The organism is Streptomyces sp. NPDC033180 (genome assembly GCF_055577645.1).
Genome location: NZ_JBVIPU010000004.1, coordinates 486259 through 501970, shown reverse-complemented (window position 1 = coordinate 501970; position 15712 = coordinate 486259). Strand labels below are relative to the sequence as shown.

The 15712-nt window shown below is 70.4% G+C and carries 16 protein-coding genes; 8 read left to right on the top strand and 8 right to left on the bottom strand.

Annotation, left to right across the window (positions count from 1 at the left end):
* Positions 1 to 5: 5 nt before the first annotated feature.
* From yczE to ACZ5WE_RS16290, 4 genes are all read left to right on the top strand, one after another.
* Positions 6 to 716 (top strand): membrane protein YczE, encoded by a 711-nt coding sequence (gene yczE, locus ACZ5WE_RS16305; protein ID WP_467686335.1) that lies wholly within the window; start codon positions 6 to 8, stop codon positions 714 to 716.
* Positions 713 to 1480, top strand: coding sequence for a glycerophosphodiester phosphodiesterase (locus ACZ5WE_RS16300; RefSeq protein WP_467686336.1), 768 nt, complete (start codon positions 713 to 715; stop codon positions 1478 to 1480). Before yczE ends, ACZ5WE_RS16300 begins: the two co-directional genes overlap by 4 nt.
* Positions 1481 to 1529: 49 nt before the next feature.
* Positions 1530 to 2882, top strand: a complete 1353-nt coding sequence (locus tag ACZ5WE_RS16295) for an MFS transporter (RefSeq protein WP_467686338.1) — start codon at positions 1530 to 1532, stop codon at positions 2880 to 2882.
* Positions 2883 to 3138: 256 nt separating this feature from the next.
* On the top strand, positions 3139 to 3513 hold the full coding sequence (locus ACZ5WE_RS16290) for an RNA polymerase-binding protein RbpA (protein ID WP_249591189.1): 375 nt from the start codon (positions 3139 to 3141) through the stop codon (positions 3511 to 3513).
* Positions 3514 to 3623: 110 nt separating this feature from the next.
* Here ACZ5WE_RS16290 and fxsA read toward each other — a convergent pair whose 3' ends face one another.
* The 4 genes from fxsA to ACZ5WE_RS16270 all read right to left on the bottom strand — a co-directional run bounded on the left by fxsA (position 3624) and on the right by ACZ5WE_RS16270 (position 7782).
* Positions 3624 to 4199 (bottom strand): FxsA family membrane protein, encoded by a 576-nt coding sequence (fxsA, locus tag ACZ5WE_RS16285; RefSeq protein ID WP_467686340.1) that lies wholly within the window; start codon positions 4197 to 4199, stop codon positions 3624 to 3626.
* Positions 4200 to 4309: 110 nt separating this feature from the next.
* The gene (locus ACZ5WE_RS16280) at positions 4310 to 5149 is read right to left on the bottom strand and encodes a polyprenol monophosphomannose synthase (RefSeq protein ID WP_467686342.1); all 840 of its coding nucleotides are present in this window, start codon (positions 5147 to 5149) and stop codon (positions 4310 to 4312) included.
* A gap of 489 nt (positions 5150 to 5638) precedes the next feature.
* Positions 5639 to 7282: an amidohydrolase gene (locus ACZ5WE_RS16275; RefSeq protein WP_467686344.1), complete on the bottom strand. Its 1644-nt coding sequence runs from the start codon at positions 7280 to 7282 to the stop codon at positions 5639 to 5641.
* A gap of 59 nt (positions 7283 to 7341) precedes the next feature.
* Positions 7342 to 7782 carry an Lrp/AsnC family transcriptional regulator gene (locus ACZ5WE_RS16270; protein WP_160503714.1) on the bottom strand — a complete coding sequence of 147 codons (441 nt, stop codon included), beginning with the start codon at positions 7780 to 7782 and terminating at the stop codon, positions 7342 to 7344.
* Positions 7783 to 7981: 199 nt separating this feature from the next.
* Between ACZ5WE_RS16270 and ACZ5WE_RS16265 the strand changes: the two genes are divergently transcribed.
* Complete coding sequence (locus tag ACZ5WE_RS16265; RefSeq protein WP_467686346.1) at positions 7982 to 8425, top strand: hypothetical protein; 444 nt, start codon at positions 7982 to 7984, stop codon at positions 8423 to 8425.
* 3 nt (positions 8426 to 8428) lie between these two features.
* Here ACZ5WE_RS16265 and ACZ5WE_RS16260 read toward each other — a convergent pair whose 3' ends face one another.
* Both ACZ5WE_RS16260 and ACZ5WE_RS16255 read right to left on the bottom strand, forming a co-directional pair.
* Positions 8429 to 9529 (bottom strand): phosphotransferase family protein, encoded by a 1101-nt coding sequence (locus ACZ5WE_RS16260; RefSeq protein WP_467686347.1) that lies wholly within the window; start codon positions 9527 to 9529, stop codon positions 8429 to 8431.
* Positions 9530 to 9542: 13 nt separating this feature from the next.
* Positions 9543 to 10670: an Rv3169 family protein gene (locus ACZ5WE_RS16255; RefSeq protein ID WP_467686348.1), complete on the bottom strand. Its 1128-nt coding sequence runs from the start codon at positions 10668 to 10670 to the stop codon at positions 9543 to 9545.
* 293 nt (positions 10671 to 10963) lie between these two features.
* Here ACZ5WE_RS16255 and ACZ5WE_RS16250 point away from each other — a divergent pair, with 293 nt between their 5' ends.
* Entirely contained in the window at positions 10964 to 11290 is a 327-nt protein-coding gene (locus ACZ5WE_RS16250) for a hypothetical protein (RefSeq protein WP_467686350.1), read from the top strand.
* On the opposite strand, the gene ACZ5WE_RS16245 is transcribed toward ACZ5WE_RS16250, so the two are convergent.
* A complete protein-coding gene (locus ACZ5WE_RS16245; protein ID WP_467686352.1) occupies positions 11253 to 12428 on the bottom strand; it encodes an acyl-CoA dehydrogenase family protein in 1176 nt (391 codons plus the stop codon). The genes ACZ5WE_RS16250 and ACZ5WE_RS16245 overlap by 38 nt on opposite strands.
* Positions 12429 to 12862: 434 nt before the next feature.
* On the opposite strand from ACZ5WE_RS16245, the gene ACZ5WE_RS16240 reads away from it, so the two are divergent.
* The gene (locus tag ACZ5WE_RS16240; RefSeq protein ID WP_467686354.1) at positions 12863 to 14134 is read left to right on the top strand and encodes a glycoside hydrolase family 18 protein; all 1272 of its coding nucleotides are present in this window, start codon (positions 12863 to 12865) and stop codon (positions 14132 to 14134) included.
* A 103-nt stretch (positions 14135 to 14237) separates the two neighbouring features.
* Here the strand turns inward: ACZ5WE_RS16240 and ACZ5WE_RS16235 are convergent, their stop codons facing one another.
* Positions 14238 to 14900 carry a TetR/AcrR family transcriptional regulator gene (locus tag ACZ5WE_RS16235; RefSeq protein ID WP_467686356.1) on the bottom strand — a complete coding sequence of 221 codons (663 nt, stop codon included), beginning with the start codon at positions 14898 to 14900 and terminating at the stop codon, positions 14238 to 14240.
* A gap of 134 nt (positions 14901 to 15034) precedes the next feature.
* Between ACZ5WE_RS16235 and ACZ5WE_RS16230 the strand changes: the two genes are divergently transcribed.
* A complete protein-coding gene (locus tag ACZ5WE_RS16230; RefSeq protein ID WP_467686358.1) occupies positions 15035 to 15649 on the top strand; it encodes a DUF6230 family protein in 615 nt (204 codons plus the stop codon).
* The last annotated feature ends 63 nt before the right edge of the window (positions 15650 to 15712 follow it).

Sequence of the window (15712 nt, the reverse complement as noted above, 5' to 3'; positions counted from 1 at the left end):
GTGTCATGCGTCAGGCCACATCACCAGCAGGGGGGCACACCTTGTCCATACCGAAGCCACCGAAGCCGTCCAAGCCGCACCTCACCCGCAGGCTGATCCAGCTGTACGTCGGTCTGGCGCTGTACGGCGCGAGCTCCGGGCTCCTGGTGGTGGCCGGGCTCGGACTCGAACCGTGGAACGTGCTGCACCAGGGCCTCGCCGAGCTGACGGGGATGTCCATCGGCGTCGTCTCGATCTTCATCGGCGCCGCGGTCCTTCTGCTGTGGATCCCGCTGCGGCAGCGCCCCGGCCTGGGCACGGTCTCCAATGTCTTCGTCGTCGGCCTGGCGATGGACGGCACCCTCGCGCTGATGCCGGAGGCGCATGAGCTGGGCGTCCGGATCCCGCTGCTCGTGGCGGGGATCGTCCTGAACGGTGTGGCGACCGGGCTCTACATCGCGGCGAAGTTCGGGCCGGGACCCCGGGACGGCCTGATGACAGGCCTGCATCAGCGCACCGGCCGCTCGATCCGGATGATGCGGACGCTGGTCGAGGTCGCTGTGGTCGCCACCGGGTTCGCGTTCGGCGGCACGGTGGGCATCGGAACGGTCCTGTACGCGCTGGCGATCGGCCCGCTGGCCCAGTTCTTCCTGCGCTTCTTCGCCGTCCCCGCTCCATCCGCGGGAGGCGTCGTGGCTGCCGGCGGCCAACCGGAGCAGGCGATACTGCAGCGGTGACCACGCACGTACGCCATCCCTATCTCGACCACGCGGGCCCGCTCGCCTTCGCCCATCGCGGCGGGGCCGCGGACGGCCTGGAGAACACCGCCGCCGCGTTCCGGCGCGCGGTCGCCCTGGGGTACCGCTACATCGAGACGGATGTGCACGCCACGTCGGACGGCCGCCTCGTGGCCTTCCACGACGCGACGCTCGACCGGGTGACGGACGCGGCCGGACGGATCGCCGACCTCCCGTGGAGCGACGTGCGCCACGCGCGCGTGGCGGGCAGTGAGCCGGTGCCCCTCTTCGAAGAGCTCCTGGAGACCTTTCCCGACGTCCGCTGGAACGTGGACGTCAAGGCCGAGCCCGCCCTGCTCCCGCTCATGGACCTGCTGCGCCGCATCGGCGCCTGGGACCGCGTGTGCGTCGGCTCGTTCTCCGAGGCGCGCGTGGCCCGCGCCCAGCGGCTCGCGGGCCCACGCCTCGCCACCTCGTTCGGTACGCGCGGCGTGGCGGCCCTGCGGCTGAACTCGTACGGCGTCCCCGCCGTCGTACGCCGCTCCGCGGTGTGCGCGCAGGTGCCCGAGACGCACGGCGGGATCAGAGTGGTGGACCATCGCTTCGTCCGGGCGGCCCACGCGCGCGGGCTCCAGGTGCACGTGTGGACGGTCAACGACGCCGAGCGCATGGCCGCTCTTCTCGACCTCGGTGTAGATGGCATCATCTCTGATCACATCGAGACGCTGCGCGAAGTGCTGAAGGACCGGGGAGCCTGGGCCTGACCGCCTCCGGGGCGGCAGCGGACCACGGGGAACCAGCGAGGGGGCACGGGTGGGGACCGACACCGTGCGGGCAGCGCCACCGGCCGACGAGAGCACCGCCGGGCGACGGCGGGAGCAACGCGGCTGGTACTTCTACGACTGGGCGTGCTCGGTCTACTCGACGAGCGTCCTGACGGTGTTCCTCGGGCCGTATCTGACGGAGATCGCCAGGTCGGCCGCTGACGGCGACGGATACGTCCGCCCGCTGGGCATCCCGATCAGCGCCGGGTCCTTCTTCGCGTACGCGGTGTCGGCCTCGGTGATCGTGTCGGTCTTCGTCATGCCGCTCGCGGCAGCGGCCGCCGACCGCACGGGCCGCAAGAAGCCGCTGCTCGCGGTGGCCGCCTATCTGGGGGCCGCTGCGACGGCGGGCATGTTCTTCCTGGACGGCGACCGCTACCTCCTCGGCGGCTTCCTGCTGATCGTCGCCAACGCCTCGCTGGCCGTCTCGATGGTGCTCTACAACGCCTATCTGCCGCAGATCGCCCCTCCCCAGGAGCGTGACGCGGTCTCCTCGCGCGGCTGGGCGTTCGGTTACGCGGCGGGGGCGCTCGTCCTGGTGGCGAATCTGATCCTGTTCCTGGCCCATGACACCTTCGGTGTCTCCGAGTCGACCGCCGTGCGCATCTGTCTGGCGTCGGCGGGCGTGTGGTGGGGCGCCTTCACACTCGTACCGCTGCGGCGGCTCCGTGACCGCAAGGCGCCGCCCTCCGAGGCGTCGGCACGCGGCTGGCGGCAGCTGGCGTCGACCGTGCGCGACATGCGCCGCCATCCGCACACCCTGTCCTTCCTGCTGGCCTATCTGGTCTACAACGACGGCGTGCAGACGGTGATCTCCCAGGCGTCCGTCTACGGCGCCGAAGAGCTCGGCCTCGAACAGTCCACGCTGATCGTCGCGGTCCTCCTCGTGCAGGTGCTCGCGGTGGTGGGGGCGCTGGCCATGGGCCGCCTCGCGCGGACGTACGGCGCCAAGCGCACCATCCTCGGCTCGCTCGTCGCGTGGACGGTGACGATCGGGGCCGGGTTCTTCCTGCCCGCCGGCGCTCCGGTGTGGTTCTTCGTGCTCGCCGCGGGGATCGGTCTGGTGCTCGGCGGATCGCAGGCGCTCTCGCGGTCCCTGTTCTCGCATCTGGTGCCCGCGGGCAAGGAGGCCGAGTACTTCTCGGCGTACGAGATCAGCGATCGCGGCATGGCCTGGCTCGGGCCACTGATCTTCGGCCTCACCTACCAGCTCACGGGGAGCTACCGGGACGCGATCGTCTCGCTCGTGGCCTTCTTCGTGATCGGTTTCGTGCTGCTCGCGCGGGTACCCGTACGGCGTGCGATCCGCGACGCGGGAAATCCCGTACCCGACAGGATTTAGCAACTGAAGCCAAAGGGCGGTAGTGTACGCGTTTGGCTTACCAGGCGGACCGTTACTGCGCGCTGAAGATTCAGAAACGCAGGGTGACATCCTCTGCCAGATGTGACATACCGGGCGCTGGTGGGTACAACAAGGGGCGGCATACGACGGCGACGCATGACCCTTAACGGGAATCTTTACCGCCGACCGGACGTTGACCGGATGACGACGACAGCGACACCTGTCCTGTGGGCGACAAGCCCGGGAGGCACGATTCATGAGTGAGCGAGCTCTTCGCGGCACGCGCCTCGTGGTGACCAGCTACGAGACCGACCGCGGCATCGACTTGGCTCCGCGCCAGGCCGTGGAGTACGCATGCCAGAACGGACATCGATTTGAGATGCCGTTCTCGGTAGAGGCAGAAATCCCGCCGGAGTGGGAGTGCAAGGTCTGCGGGGTCCAGGCACTCCTCGTAGACGGCGACGGACCTGAGGAGAAGAAGGGGAAGCCCGCGCGTACGCACTGGGACATGCTCATGGAGCGCCGCACTCGAGAAGAACTCGAGGAGGTCCTGGAGGAGCGCCTTGCGGTTCTCCGCTCAGGAGCCATGAACATCGCGGTGCATCCGCGGGACAGCCGCAAGTCCGCCTGACGGCGGACTGAAGAACACCGCACGACACACGAAGGCCGGGGCCACTGCCGAGCAGTGGCCCCGGCCTTCGTGCTGCGTCAGGGGCTTGCGTGCCGCATCAGGCTCGCGGCTCAGCGCGGCGGCAGCTGCGGGTCGTCCGGGTGCGCGCCGCGGGGCCGCTCGTCGTCCCTGATGACCTCGCCCTGGACGACCTTGCCGTCAGGGCGGCGCATGCGCGCCTGCTGGAAGGCGTCGCCGAGGCCGCCCTGCGTGGCCTCGCGGACCTTGCGCTCGAAAGTCTTCTCCGCCGTACGGCTGACGGCCTTCTGGACGGGCGGCACCAGCAGGAGCAGTCCGAGCGCGTCGGAGATCAGCCCCGGCAGGATGATCAGCAGGCCGCCCAGCATCGTCAGGGCATTGCCGCCGCCCCGCTCGGAGGGGTGCGGCGCCAGACCGCCCTGCTGCTGTTGCACCGCCTCGCTCAGCTCGCGGAAGGCGCGGCGCCCGGCGTGCTTGATGACCATGCCGCCGAGCACGACACCGGCCACGAGCAGCAGAAACACCGTCAGCCCGCCGGCGGCGCCCGCCACGACGGTGAGCAGCCAGATCTCCAGGACCAGCCATGCGGCCAGGCCGAGCGGCAGGAACCTCAGGACGCGGGAGCGCCGGGGCCGGGCGGGTCGGGTGGGCGGTACGCCAGTCGTCATGGCTCCAGTGTGCCTGGGCACGGCTCAGACCGGCATAAGGGAGTGATCAACAAACGGCTGCCGGAGCGACGATCAGCGGCAGCGACGATCAAGGGGCCTCGCGGTCCTTCTCAGAGCTTCTTGCGGTCCTGCGGGGGCTCCTGCGCCCCTTCCGTGTCCTTGCGGCCCAGAGCACGGCCCACGCGTCCCACGCGCTCCCCCACGCCCCACGCCGTGACGCGCCACAGCGCCTCGGCGACGATGTCCTGGCTCATCTTGCTGTCACCGTGCTCACGCTCGACGAAGGTGATCGGCACCTCGACGACGTGATAGCCCGTCTTGATCGCCCGGCGTGCCAGGTCGACCTGGAAGCAGTAGCCCTGCGAGGCGACCTCGCCGAGGCCGATGCCTTCGAGGGTCTCGCGGCGGAAGGCGCGGTAGCCGCCGGTGACGTCACGGATCGGCACGTCGAGCATCAGCCGGGAGTACGTACTGCCGCCGCGCGAGATGATCTCGCGGTACTTGGGCCAGTTGACGATGCGCCCACCCGGCACCCAGCGCGAGCCGAGGACGAGGTCGGCGCCCTTGAGCGCGGTGAGCAGCCGGGGCAGCTCCTCGGGCTGGTGGGAGCCGTCGGCGTCCATCTCGACGAGCACTCCGTAGCCGTTGTCCAGGCCCCACTGGAAGCCCGCGAGGTAGGCCGCGCCGAGGCCTTCCTTGCCCTTGCGGTGCAGTACGTGGACGTGTTCGTCGTCGGCCACGAGCTCATCGGCGATCTTGCCGGTGCCGTCGGGGCTGTTGTCGTCGGCGACGAGGATGTGCGCCTCGGGCACGGCGAGCCGGACACGGCCGACGATGGACTGGATGTTCTCCGCCTCGTTGTAGGTCGGAACGATCACCAAGGCCAGGCCGAGCGGACCGAACTGCCTCCCCTGGTCACCGGTTTCGGAGACCCCACCGCCGTCGTTCACTACTGCCCCTTCGTTCGTACGCAGAGGACCACCATAATGGCCGCTTCCCGCACGGCCACGGCGGCACGGGCAGTTGAGGGGAGTACTGCGGATCGGGGCCCGGCACCCTTCGGGCCGACCTGGGGCCCGCTGGCTGCGGGTCGACCGAGAGCCGTTGTCTACTGAGCGTCCGGGCCCCACCCGGGTCACACCTGCCGGCCCGGTGGAACGTTCCCTCGCGTCCGCGGCGCGGGCGCTGGACCTGGCTCCCAGTGGTGGTGCGCCGGTGCGGCACACCGCCCATGGCCCAGCGGCGTTCGACGGCTGCGTGGAATTTCTCCGGTCGGACGTCCTGTGGTGGACCCGGCCGAACCTACCGGCCGACGGCAGCGTTCTGTCAATAGCCGTTTGACCTGGGGCGATTCCAAATACGGCCAGGTCAGTGCCGAGGATACGCAGGTCGTGCGACGCGACAACGGGCCGCGATCGGCGGTACGCACCGCCGGGACATCACTCGTCCGGCCGTACGAAGACCGGCTGTCCGAAGACCACCGTGCGCAGACAGACGGGGAGTTCGGCGCCCGGGGTCAGGTCGGGCAGCCCCGGCGTGCCCGAGCGCGGATCGGTGGACCAGCGGGCGACCCGGTCGTCCGGGGCCTGGACCACGAGATCCGCGGTCCGCCAGACGGCGTAGTCGGCGGGCGCCCCCGGCACCAGAACACCCGCGTCGTCCCGGCCGATGGCCCGCCAGCCACCCCGGGTGTGGGCGGTGAACGCGGCGCGCACCGACACCCGGTGCTCGGGGGTCTGATGGAACGCGGCGGCGCGGACGGTGCCCCAGGGGTCGAGCGGGGTGACGGGGCTGTCGGAGCCGAAGGCGAGGGGTACTCCGGTGCGCAGGAGGGCCGCGTACGGGTTGAGGGTGCGGGCCCGTTCGGCGCCCAGGCGCTGGACGTACATGCCCTCCTCGCCGCCCCACAGGGCGTCGAAAGCGGGCTGCACGGAGGCGGTGAGGCCGAGCTCCGCGAAAGCGGCGATCGTCTCCGGGGTGAGCATCTCGGCGTGCTCCACGCGGTGCCTGGCGGCACGGACGCGGGCGAGACCGACCTTCTCGGATGCGGCGCGGATGCCCTCGACGACGGCGGTCACCGCGGCGTCGCCGATGGCGTGGAAGCCCGCTTGGATCCCTGCCTCGGTGCAGGCGATGACGTGCGCGGCGACGGCGGCGGCGTCCAGATAGGCGGTGCCGGTGTGGCCGGAGTCGGCGTACGGCTCGTGCAGACAGGCGGTGTGCGAGCCGAGGGCGCCGTCGACGAAGAGGTCACCCGCGGCGCCGGCCGCACCCAGTTCCTTTGCACGGGCGATGCCTTCCCCGCCCTGCTGCGCCCAGTAGCCGACCACGCGCGGCCCGGCCTCGTCGGCGGCGAGACGCAACAGCCCCGTCAGGTCGTCCTCGCCGGAGATCTCCGGGCCCGCGCACTCGTGCACGGAGCCGATGCCGAGGGACGCGGCACGCCGCAACGCCGCGCGCTGGGCCTCGGTGCGCTGTTGCGGGGTGACTGCTCCGAGCGCGGCGGCACGCACGGCGTGGTGGGCGTCGGCGGTCAGCGGCGCGTCCGGGCGGAAGCCGGTGCGCCCTGTGATGCCGGGGACGAGGTCGAGCAGCGCCGTGGTGACGACGGCCGAGTGGACGTCGATGCGGGAGAGGTAGAGGGGACGGCCGCCTGCCGCCTCGTCGAGTTCCGTGCGGCTGGGCGGACGGCCGACCGCCCAGCGGGCGGCGTCCCAGCCGTGCCCCAGGAGGACGCGGTCGTGCGGCCTGGCGGCGGCGTGTTCGCGTACGAGAGCCAGTGCGTCGCCGAGCGAGTGGGCACCCGTCAGGTCGAGTCCCGTCAGGGCGAGCCCCGTCGCCGTGGTGTGCACATGCGCATCGGTGAACGCGGGGGTGACGAGCGCTCCTTCGAGGTCGAGGACCTCGTCCACGCCGTCGGCGAACGCGTCGGCCGCGCCCTCGGATCCCACCCAGGCGACGTGCCCGCGTTCGACGACCATGGCCGTGGCGAACGGATCGGCGGGGCTGTGGACGTCGCCACCGCGCAGCAGCACGGTGCGGTGACCCTGAGGGCCGCTCTGGGGGGTGGTGCTCTCGCTCATGGGACCAGTATTGGCCCCTCCGGGCGGGCGGCCCGCGCAGGGGGTCTCCTGCGGGCCGCTCAGACCTGCGGGGGCCGGGCCTCGTACGGCGTGGAGAGCACGACCGTCGTCCGCGTGGAGACGCCGGCGAGCGCGCGCAGGCGGCTCAGCAGGTGTTCGAGTTCCAGGGGGGTCGCGACGCGCACCTTGAGGATGTAGTTCTCGTCGCCGGCCACGCTGTGGCACGCCTCGATCTCCGGGACGCCGGCGAGGCGTTCGGCGATGTCGTCGGGTGCGCTGGGGTCGAACGGCTTCACCGAGATGAACGCCGTGAGCGGCAGACCGACGGCCTCCGCGTCCACGACCGCGGCATAGCCGCGGATGACTCCTCGCTGCTCCAGGCGGCGCACCCGCTGGTGCACGGCCGATGTGGACAGGCCCGTGGCCTTGCCCAGGTCGGTGTAGCTCATCCGCCCGTCCTTGACGAGCAGCTGCACGATCTGTCGGTCCAGCTCCTCCATGCGCCGAACCTACAGGGCTCTTGATCCCTTCGGATACCGGTAGGCGCGACGGCGGCAACTTCGCCGGGCATGTGACGAACGCCACATACCTGTGACCGTGTCCAAAGGGATGCCACGATTACCTCTACGACGGGACGGGAAGTGCTTGCTGTGGTCGAGGCCGCAGCGCCTTCTCGGCCCACCCAAGGGGGAGAATCCCATGCAGAACTTGAAGCGCCCCGGTCGCTCTGCCCGCAGCAAGCAGCAGCGCTCCGATGAATCCGCGTCCGCACCCGTATCGGAGGGCGTCGAACCGGCCGAGACCGAGTTCGACGCCTACGACACCTTCGAGATGTACCGGGTGACGTGCCCCGACTGCGCGCAGCCGATCGCGCTCCTGGCCGACGAGGACGTCCTGCCCGAGCACGCGCTCTGCGCCCAGCCGTGGAACCCGTTCGGGCTCACGGTGTGTGCGGGTACGGGGCGTGCCGCGGTCGACGCCGATCCCGCCGACGAGTCGATGGAGGCTCAGGAGCAGGACACCGCACTGCTCCTGACGCTCCCTCAGGGGCTCGACTGGCGGACGCAGCCCTTCTCGCACGTCGGCGACCAGGGCTCGCGCCCGCGTCGCGTGCCCGAGCAGGACCGGCGCTCCGCGGCCTGACGGTTACCAGTAGCTGCCCTGCACCATGGCCGCCAGGCTGGCGTGGTGCAGGATCAGCGCGTCCGGGTCCTCGGGGACCGCGGCCTCACCGAAGTGCACTTGGCGGTAGGCGACGCGCAGCATGACGATGGCGTGCCGCAGCGCCGCGTACAGCGTGTGGAAGTCCATGGACCTCGGTGTGTGGCCGGTGAGCCCCGCGTAGCGCTCCTCGATGTGGTCGCGGCGCAGGAAGTCCGGCAGGCCGTCCTGCCCGAAGCTCACCGTCAGGTCCTGGAAGAAGCGGTGCAGATAGACCATCCAGCCGAGGTCGACCTCGCGGGGAGCGAGCGCCGCCATCTCCCAGTCCAGTACGGCCGCTGGGTCGAAGCCGTCGTAGATGACGTTCCCGATGCGTGCGTCGCCCCAGTTGAGGACGGGCTCGCCCTCGTCCTGCGGCCACCACTCGTCGAGCCGGTCGAAGGCGCTCTCGATGAGGGGCGATCGGGGCAGGCCGTCGACCACCCAGTCGTAGTAGGCGCGTTGGGCGGCCACGTGGCGGCGCAGCGGGCTGCCTTCGCCGGGCAGGGTGAGGAATCGCGCCTCACTGAGGGGCACTTGGTCATGGAGGTGGGCGATCAGACGGATCGATGCTTCCTCCAGGTGAGCGCGTTCGGCGTCGCTCGCGGCGTGCAGCCAGTTCCCCTCGTACGTATAGGGCATGACGTCCGGCGGCACGCGTCCCTCGACCCGCTCCATGATGAAGAAGGGGGCACCGAGCGGCCCCGGGTCCTCCTCCAGCCACAGCACGCGCGGCACGGGCAGGTCGGCGTGTTCGGCGACGAGCCGCATCGTGCGGTGCTGGCGAGGCAGGTCGTAGACCGGGAAGATCGTGTACGCCGCCGGGTCCGCCGCCACGCGCAACGCGCAGGCCCGCAGCGGTGGTTGAGGGTGCTCGATGTCGAAGAGCAGCGTCTCGCTCGACATGCCGTTGGACTCCGGGACCCGCACGCCGGTGGCCTTGGCGCCGGGCAGCCGCGCGGCGAGCCACGCCGTGAGCTTGCGGGTGAGTTCCTCGGGGTCGCGGGTGGTGGTGCGGAGGCGGGGCCTGCTGGGTTCTGTCGCCATCGCGTCATTCCTCTCAGGGCGCGACCGAGTCGAAGCCGGCGAAGCCGCTCGGGTCGTGGCGGCCGAAGCTGCCGTGCTCGAAAATGCCGTACCCCGTACGCCCGTTGAGGGTGAAGCGAGCGGCGTGGTCGATGACCCCGTACGCGGCCCGGGGGTGCGCCTTCGGGTCCGACAGGTCGTAGTCACGGCGGTCGGTCCAACCTCGCCCCTGCCACGTTCCGTGCTGCCAGCCGTCCGCGGGCGGATAGCCGGCGCCCACCGCGAGCGGCAGGGAGGCGAGGACCTCGACGCCGAGCTCCAGGGGCTTGCGGTCGTCGGGGTCGGTGAGGTGGATGACGGCGCGCTCGGGGTGCCGGGTGCCGCAGCGGTAGGTGATGTCGGCCTGGGGCCAGCCGAGTTGACGGTCGCGCTCCCCGGGGCGTACGAGCGTGGCGTCGTTGAGGGAACGGTAGCCGTCCGCGTCCTCCTGGGTGATGACCATCAGGAAACCGTCGTCGAAGCGCACCGGGCTCCAGATCCAGTGGAAGCCCTCCGTGCCGAACTCCTTCTCCAGGCGCCCGCGTTCCTCGCCGGGGATCGGGCGTACACCCCAGCTGCGGTCGCGGGTCGCCGTCCACTGCCCCGCCGTCACCGGGATGTCCTCGCCGCCGACACGGATCACCCCGGCGCACCCGCCCGCCTGGACGAAGCGACGCCCTTCGAGGGAGAGCCGGTTGCCGCGCCGCTGGATGTGGTGCGGCTCCCAGAGCGCGGGGAAGGAGGCGGTCCACGTGATGTCGTACGAGAGGGAGTCGGGGTCGTCGGGGTCGGCGGCGCACCTCAGACGCAGCTGCCGCAGCGGTTCCTCGACGGTGATGGTCAGGGGCCCGACGGAGAGGTTCATCCGATCGTCGCCGAGCGCGTCGGACGCGCGTACGGCATGGAGCGCATCCCCTCTGCGCAGGGTGGCGTACGCGTCGATGACACCGACGTTCGGATAGACGCCGAGCCCGAGGATGAGGAGCGAACGACCTTCGTGATCGAAGAGATGGAAGATGCAGCGGTCGTAGGCGTTGCGGTCGCCCGTCGCGACCTGCTTCATGGACAGCGGCACTTGATGGATCGGGTACTCGTCGAGCGGGACGGGACGGTCGTCTGCCACGGCAAACCTCCCTGGGCGCACGTCAGTTGGCAGGCGCGGGGCGGATACCGGGCCCCCGGCGCGGAGTTGACGGTACGTCAGAGCGCGTGACGGAGCCAGACACGTGTCAGCCCGTGTTCGGGGAGCCGGGGGCCGCCCGGATCACGGGGAGGCGGGGCAACGCGGGGACGCGGGGCCAAGCGGGGATGCGGGCATCACGGGACCCGCCCCCGGCCTCCGCGCGGGCTTGCCGCGAACTGACGCTCGAATCCGACGGGTGGTGACCTGTTCCCCACGCCGCGCGTTGGCCCTGTATGACCACCCCCACGCCGATGCCCATGGCGCACCCGCCGACCGGCCGCCGCAGGCGCACGCTGCTGGCGGCTCCCCAACCCCCCGCAGAATCGGTTCCCCAGCGTCCGCAACAGCCGCAGCCCCAGCGCCCGCAGCAGCCCCAGCAGTACCCCCAGCCGCCGCACCTGCAGGATCCGCCCATCTACCGCGCCCTCATCCGCAACTGGGCCGAGCGGGGCAAGACCCTGCCGGGGCACCATGACCCGGAGTGGGTGCGGCTCGCGGCGCCTCCGGTCAGGCTCGGACAGTTCAGCGCGAGTCGGGACCCGCGAGGTGACGGGCGATGACCATCCGCTGGATCTGATTGGTGCCCTCGACGATCTGCAGCACCTTCGCCTCGCGCATGAACCGCTCCACGGGGAAGTCCGCGGTGTAGCCATAGCCACCGAGGACCTGCACGGCGTCCGTCGTGACCTTCATCGCGGCGTCCGTGCACAGCAGCTTGGCCATGGCCGCCTGCTTGGAGAACGGCCTGCCGGCGTCGCGCAGCCGCGCCGCGGCCAGATAGAGCGCCCGGCCCGCCTCGATCTGCGTCGCCATGTCCGCGAGCATGAACCGAAGACCCTGGAAGTCCGCGATCGGACGCCCGAACTGCCGTCGCTCGATGGCATATTGAAGCGCCTCGTCGAGCGCCGCCTGCGCCACGCCGATCGCGCAGGCCGCGATGCCGAGCCGCCCCGAGTCGAGCGCGGAGAGCGCGATCGCGAAGCCCTGGCCCTCCTCACCGATGCGGCGGGCGTCACCGATCCGCACCCCGTCGAAGTTGATCTGGGCGGTGGGCGAGCCGTTCATGCCCATCTTCTTCTCGGGCAGCGCCGCGTTCAGGCCTTCGGCGTCGCCCGACACCAGGAAGGCGGAGATGCCGCGGGCGCCTTCGCCGCCGGTGCGGGCGAGGACCGTGTAGAAGTCGGCGACTCCGCCGTGCGTGATCCACGCCTTCGTACCGTTGATCACCCAATCGTCGCCATCCCGGACGGCCTTGGTCCGCAGGGACGCGGCGTCCGAGCCGGACGCCGGCTCGGAGAGGCAGTACGCCCCGAGCAGTCCGCCGCCGAGCATCGCGGGCAGGTGCTCGGCCTGCTGTTCCTTGGTCCCGTAGCCCGCGAGCGCGTGACAGGACAGGGAGTGCACGCTGACCCCGAGGCCGACGGTGAGCCGGGCCGCGGCGAGCTCTTCCAGGACCTGGAGATAGACCTCGTACGGCTGGTCGCCGCCGCCGAACTCGGAGGCGTACGGAAGCCCGAGCAGGCCGGACTCGGAGAGTAGGGCGAAGACCTCGCGCGGGAAGCGCCCCGCGTCCTCCTCGTCGGCCGCGCGGGGAGTGATCTCCCGCTGGACGAGTTCACGGACGAGCGAGAACAGATCCCGCGCCTCGTCGGTGGGCAGCTGACGGTCCACCGGCTGCTGCAAGGTTCGCTCAGGCATGGCGATCGCTCCTCCCTTTCGGCACTGCGGCGGACCCGCGGGGTGTGCGGCGCCACCGTGTCTCACGGCCCGGCCGATGGCGCGCTTCCGGGTCGCGGAAGGCACTGTGACCAGCGGCTGTGGCGCGTTGAGTATGCCCGATCGGCGGCGGCCCGTCACTAGTTAACGACCGCTTACTCAAAAGATAGCTGACGGCCGCAAGAGGGGGGTGGAATTGGTCCGAACCATTGACCCCACTGGTCTAGTCCTTCTAGAGTCCAGCCGAGCGCCTTATCGCGTTCATGCCAATTCAACGTTCATCGACGTCACGTTCCTCGTTCATCGACGTCACGTTCCTCGTTCATCGACGCCACGTCGGCATGCGCAGGTCACAGGTCAACAGGTCAACAGCTCCATGTCCCCCCATGCACCCTCTCCCCCCACGAGGAGAAACGATGCTCAGACCGCACCTCCCCCGCGCTCCTTTCCGGGCGCTCATAGCCACCGCGTGTTGTGCCGTGCTGGGCGGGGGCCTGCTCGCCGGCGCGGGCACCGCAGCGGCCGGTCCCGACACCGCCTCCGCCAGGGCCGCGAGCTCCGAGGCCGCGAGTTCCGAGGCCGCGGCCGGGTCCAAGGTCGTCGGGTACTTCACCGAGTGGGGTGTCTACGACCGGAACTACCACGTCAAGAACGTCGAGACGTCCGGCTCGGCCGACAGGCTCACGCACATCAACTACGCCTTCGGCAACGTCCAGGGCGGCAAGTGCACGATGGGCGACGCCTACGCGGCGACCGACAAGGCCTACACCGCGGACCAGTCGGTCGACGGCGTCGCCGACACCTGGGACCAGGATCTGCGCGGCAACTTCAACCAACTGCGCAAGCTCAAGAAGGCCCATCCGGACCTCAAGGTCCTGTGGTCCTTCGGCGGCTGGACCTGGTCCGGTGGCTTCACCGATGCCGCCAAGAACCCGGCCGCCTTCGCGCAGTCCTGCTACGACCTGGTCGAGAACTCCAAGTGGGCCGACGTCTTCGACGGCATCGACATCGACTGGGAGTACCCGGGCGCCTGCGGTCTGACCTGTGACACCAGCGGGCGCGCGGCGTACAAGGACCTGATGTCCGCGGTGCGTTCGAAGTTCGGCGGCGACAACCTCGTCACCGCGGCCATCCCGGCGGACGCCGAGGAGGGCGGCAAGATCGACGCCGCCGACTACGCGGGCGCCGCCCAGTACGTCGACTGGTACAACCCGATGACGTACGACTACTTCGGCGCCTGGGAGGCGAAGGGCCCGACCGCCCCGCACTCGCCGCTGAAGACGTACGAGGGCGCCCCCAAGGCGAACTGGAACACGGACGCCACGATCAAGAAGCTGCAGGGTCTCGGCATCCCGTCCGACAAGTTGCTGCTCGGCATCGGCTTCTACGGCCGTGGCTGGACGGGCGTCACGCAGAAGGAGCCCGGCGGCACCGCCACCGGGGCCGCCGCGGGCAAGTACGAGGCGGGCATCGACGACTACAAGGAACTCAAGACCAAGTGCCCGGCCAACGGCACGGTCGGCGGGACCGCGTACGCGCACTGCGGGACCAACTGGTGGAGCTATGACACCCCGGCGACCATCGCGGGGAAGATGGACTACAAGAACCAGGCAGGTCTGGGTGGCACCTTCTTCTGGGAGCTCAGCGGCGACACGGCGGACGGCGAGCTGATCAAGGCCATCAACTGACCGAGGCCATCAACTGATCGATCCGTGAACGGGCCTTCTGTACGCAGGGGTTGGGGCGGGTGCCGGACGGCTCCCGCCCCTTCCTCATGGCCCCGATGAGCCCTCATGGCCGCGGCGGGGCCGGGAAGGACGGCTCGAAGTCCTCGATGACGCGCAGCGTGTCGCCGAGCGTCCGCACGAGGAGGTCGCAGACCGTCTCGCGCGCCAGACCCCGCTGACCGATCCAGTCGAGCGTGACGCCTTCGACGCTGCACAGCCAGCCGAGCAGCGCCGTGCGCGCGAGCTCCGGAATGTCGCGGCGGCCGTACGCCCCGTCGGCGATCGCCCCGATCAGGGCCTCGCGCACACCGTCGCGTATGGCGTGCACCTCCGCGTCGAAGCCGACACCGCCGCTGATGATGGTGCGGTACGCCGCCTGATGGTGCTCGGCATAGCGCAGATAGCCGTCGATGGTGCTGTGCACCCGCTCGGCGGGCGGCAGGTCGTCGTGGCGCCCGGCGCGCTCGACCAGTTCCGCGACCGAGTCCTCGATGATCGCGAGGTAGTAGCCGCGCTTGGACTTGAAGTAGTAGTAGATCAACCCCTTGGCGACGCATGCCTGCTTGGCGATGTCGTCCATCGACAGGGCGTCGTACGACGTGTCGGCGAACAACTTCCGCCCGATGGTGATGAGTTCGGCGCGGCGTGCCACGGATCGGTCCGTGCCGCGCGCCTGCGGGCGCGCGTCCGCGGGACGGTCGGTGCCGCGCTGTTGACTATTATTCAATTTCGGCCCTAGTCTCCAACTGCCTCGGGTATGCGCAGTATGGCAGAAGCACGCCACCTGCCGGTTCTGCGCCCGAAGGCGCTCTCTCACGCACTCCCCCTACGCCCATGGACCGCCGTACGGGAGGAAGACTTATGAGCGCAGCGCGTACCCCTTCGCGCGAGGGCAGAACCTCCTGGAAGAAGACGGCCGTCGTGGCCCTGCCGGCCGTCCTGGCCGTCGGCGCGCTGGCCTCCGTGATGGCCGAGGGGGCGCTCGCCGCCTCCTTCGCCGTCTCCGGCACCAGCTTCCAGGTGTCATCCGGCAAGCTCACCAGCGAGGGCCTGTCCTCCTACGTACAGACCGACCGGGACATCGACGGCAAGGGGCACCCGGTGGCGCTCCTCGGGATCGGTGACGCGACCCTCTCCGACATCTGCCAGGCCGCGGAGGTCAAGACCCCGGTGGGCACCGTCGTGTTCAAGCTGACCGCGGGCGGCTCGGCGGGGAATGTCACCGCGAGCAATCTCATCATCGACGGCGAGGATCTGGAGGGCGACGCCCACTTCGGCACGGCGGAGATCGGCCGGGACGCGTCGACGCTCGACGAGGTGCCCGGAATCAAGGGCGAGAAAGGGAAGTTCGGGCTGCAGGCCGGGGACATCACCGTCTCCGGGGTGAAGTCCAACGCCTGGTCGGCGACCGGCGGGAACTTCCGGCTCAAGGGCATGAAGGTCGATGTCAGCATCGGCGGCAAGAAGTGCTTCTGACCGGCGGCCGAAGAGCCGGAGTCAGAGCGTGGGGCAGGGATGGCGGAGGCTGGCTGGACGAGC

What these genes read in the sequence shown, in the direction of transcription:
- yczE (WP_467686335.1), top strand. Translation starts at nt 6, where the DNA reads ATGCGTCAGGCCACATCACCAGCAGGGGGGCACACCTTGTCCATACCG.
- ACZ5WE_RS16290 (WP_249591189.1), top strand. Translation starts at nt 3,139, where the DNA reads ATGAGTGAGCGAGCTCTTCGCGGCACGCGCCTCGTGGTGACCAGCTAC.
- fxsA (WP_467686340.1), bottom strand. Translation starts at nt 4,199, where the DNA reads ATGACGACTGGCGTACCGCCCACCCGACCCGCCCGGCCCCGGCGCTCC.
- ACZ5WE_RS16275 (WP_467686344.1), bottom strand. Translation starts at nt 7,282, where the DNA reads ATGAGCGAGAGCACCACCCCCCAGAGCGGCCCTCAGGGTCACCGCACC.
- ACZ5WE_RS16270 (WP_160503714.1), bottom strand. Translation starts at nt 7,782, where the DNA reads ATGGAGGAGCTGGACCGACAGATCGTGCAGCTGCTCGTCAAGGACGGG.
- ACZ5WE_RS16265 (WP_467686346.1), top strand. Translation starts at nt 7,982, where the DNA reads ATGCAGAACTTGAAGCGCCCCGGTCGCTCTGCCCGCAGCAAGCAGCAG.
- ACZ5WE_RS16260 (WP_467686347.1), bottom strand. Translation starts at nt 9,529, where the DNA reads ATGGCGACAGAACCCAGCAGGCCCCGCCTCCGCACCACCACCCGCGAC.
- ACZ5WE_RS16250 (WP_467686350.1), top strand. Translation starts at nt 10,964, where the DNA reads ATGACCACCCCCACGCCGATGCCCATGGCGCACCCGCCGACCGGCCGC.
- ACZ5WE_RS16245 (WP_467686352.1), bottom strand. Translation starts at nt 12,428, where the DNA reads ATGCCTGAGCGAACCTTGCAGCAGCCGGTGGACCGTCAGCTGCCCACC.
- ACZ5WE_RS16240 (WP_467686354.1), top strand. Translation starts at nt 12,863, where the DNA reads ATGCTCAGACCGCACCTCCCCCGCGCTCCTTTCCGGGCGCTCATAGCC.
- ACZ5WE_RS16230 (WP_467686358.1), top strand. Translation starts at nt 15,035, where the DNA reads ATGAGCGCAGCGCGTACCCCTTCGCGCGAGGGCAGAACCTCCTGGAAG.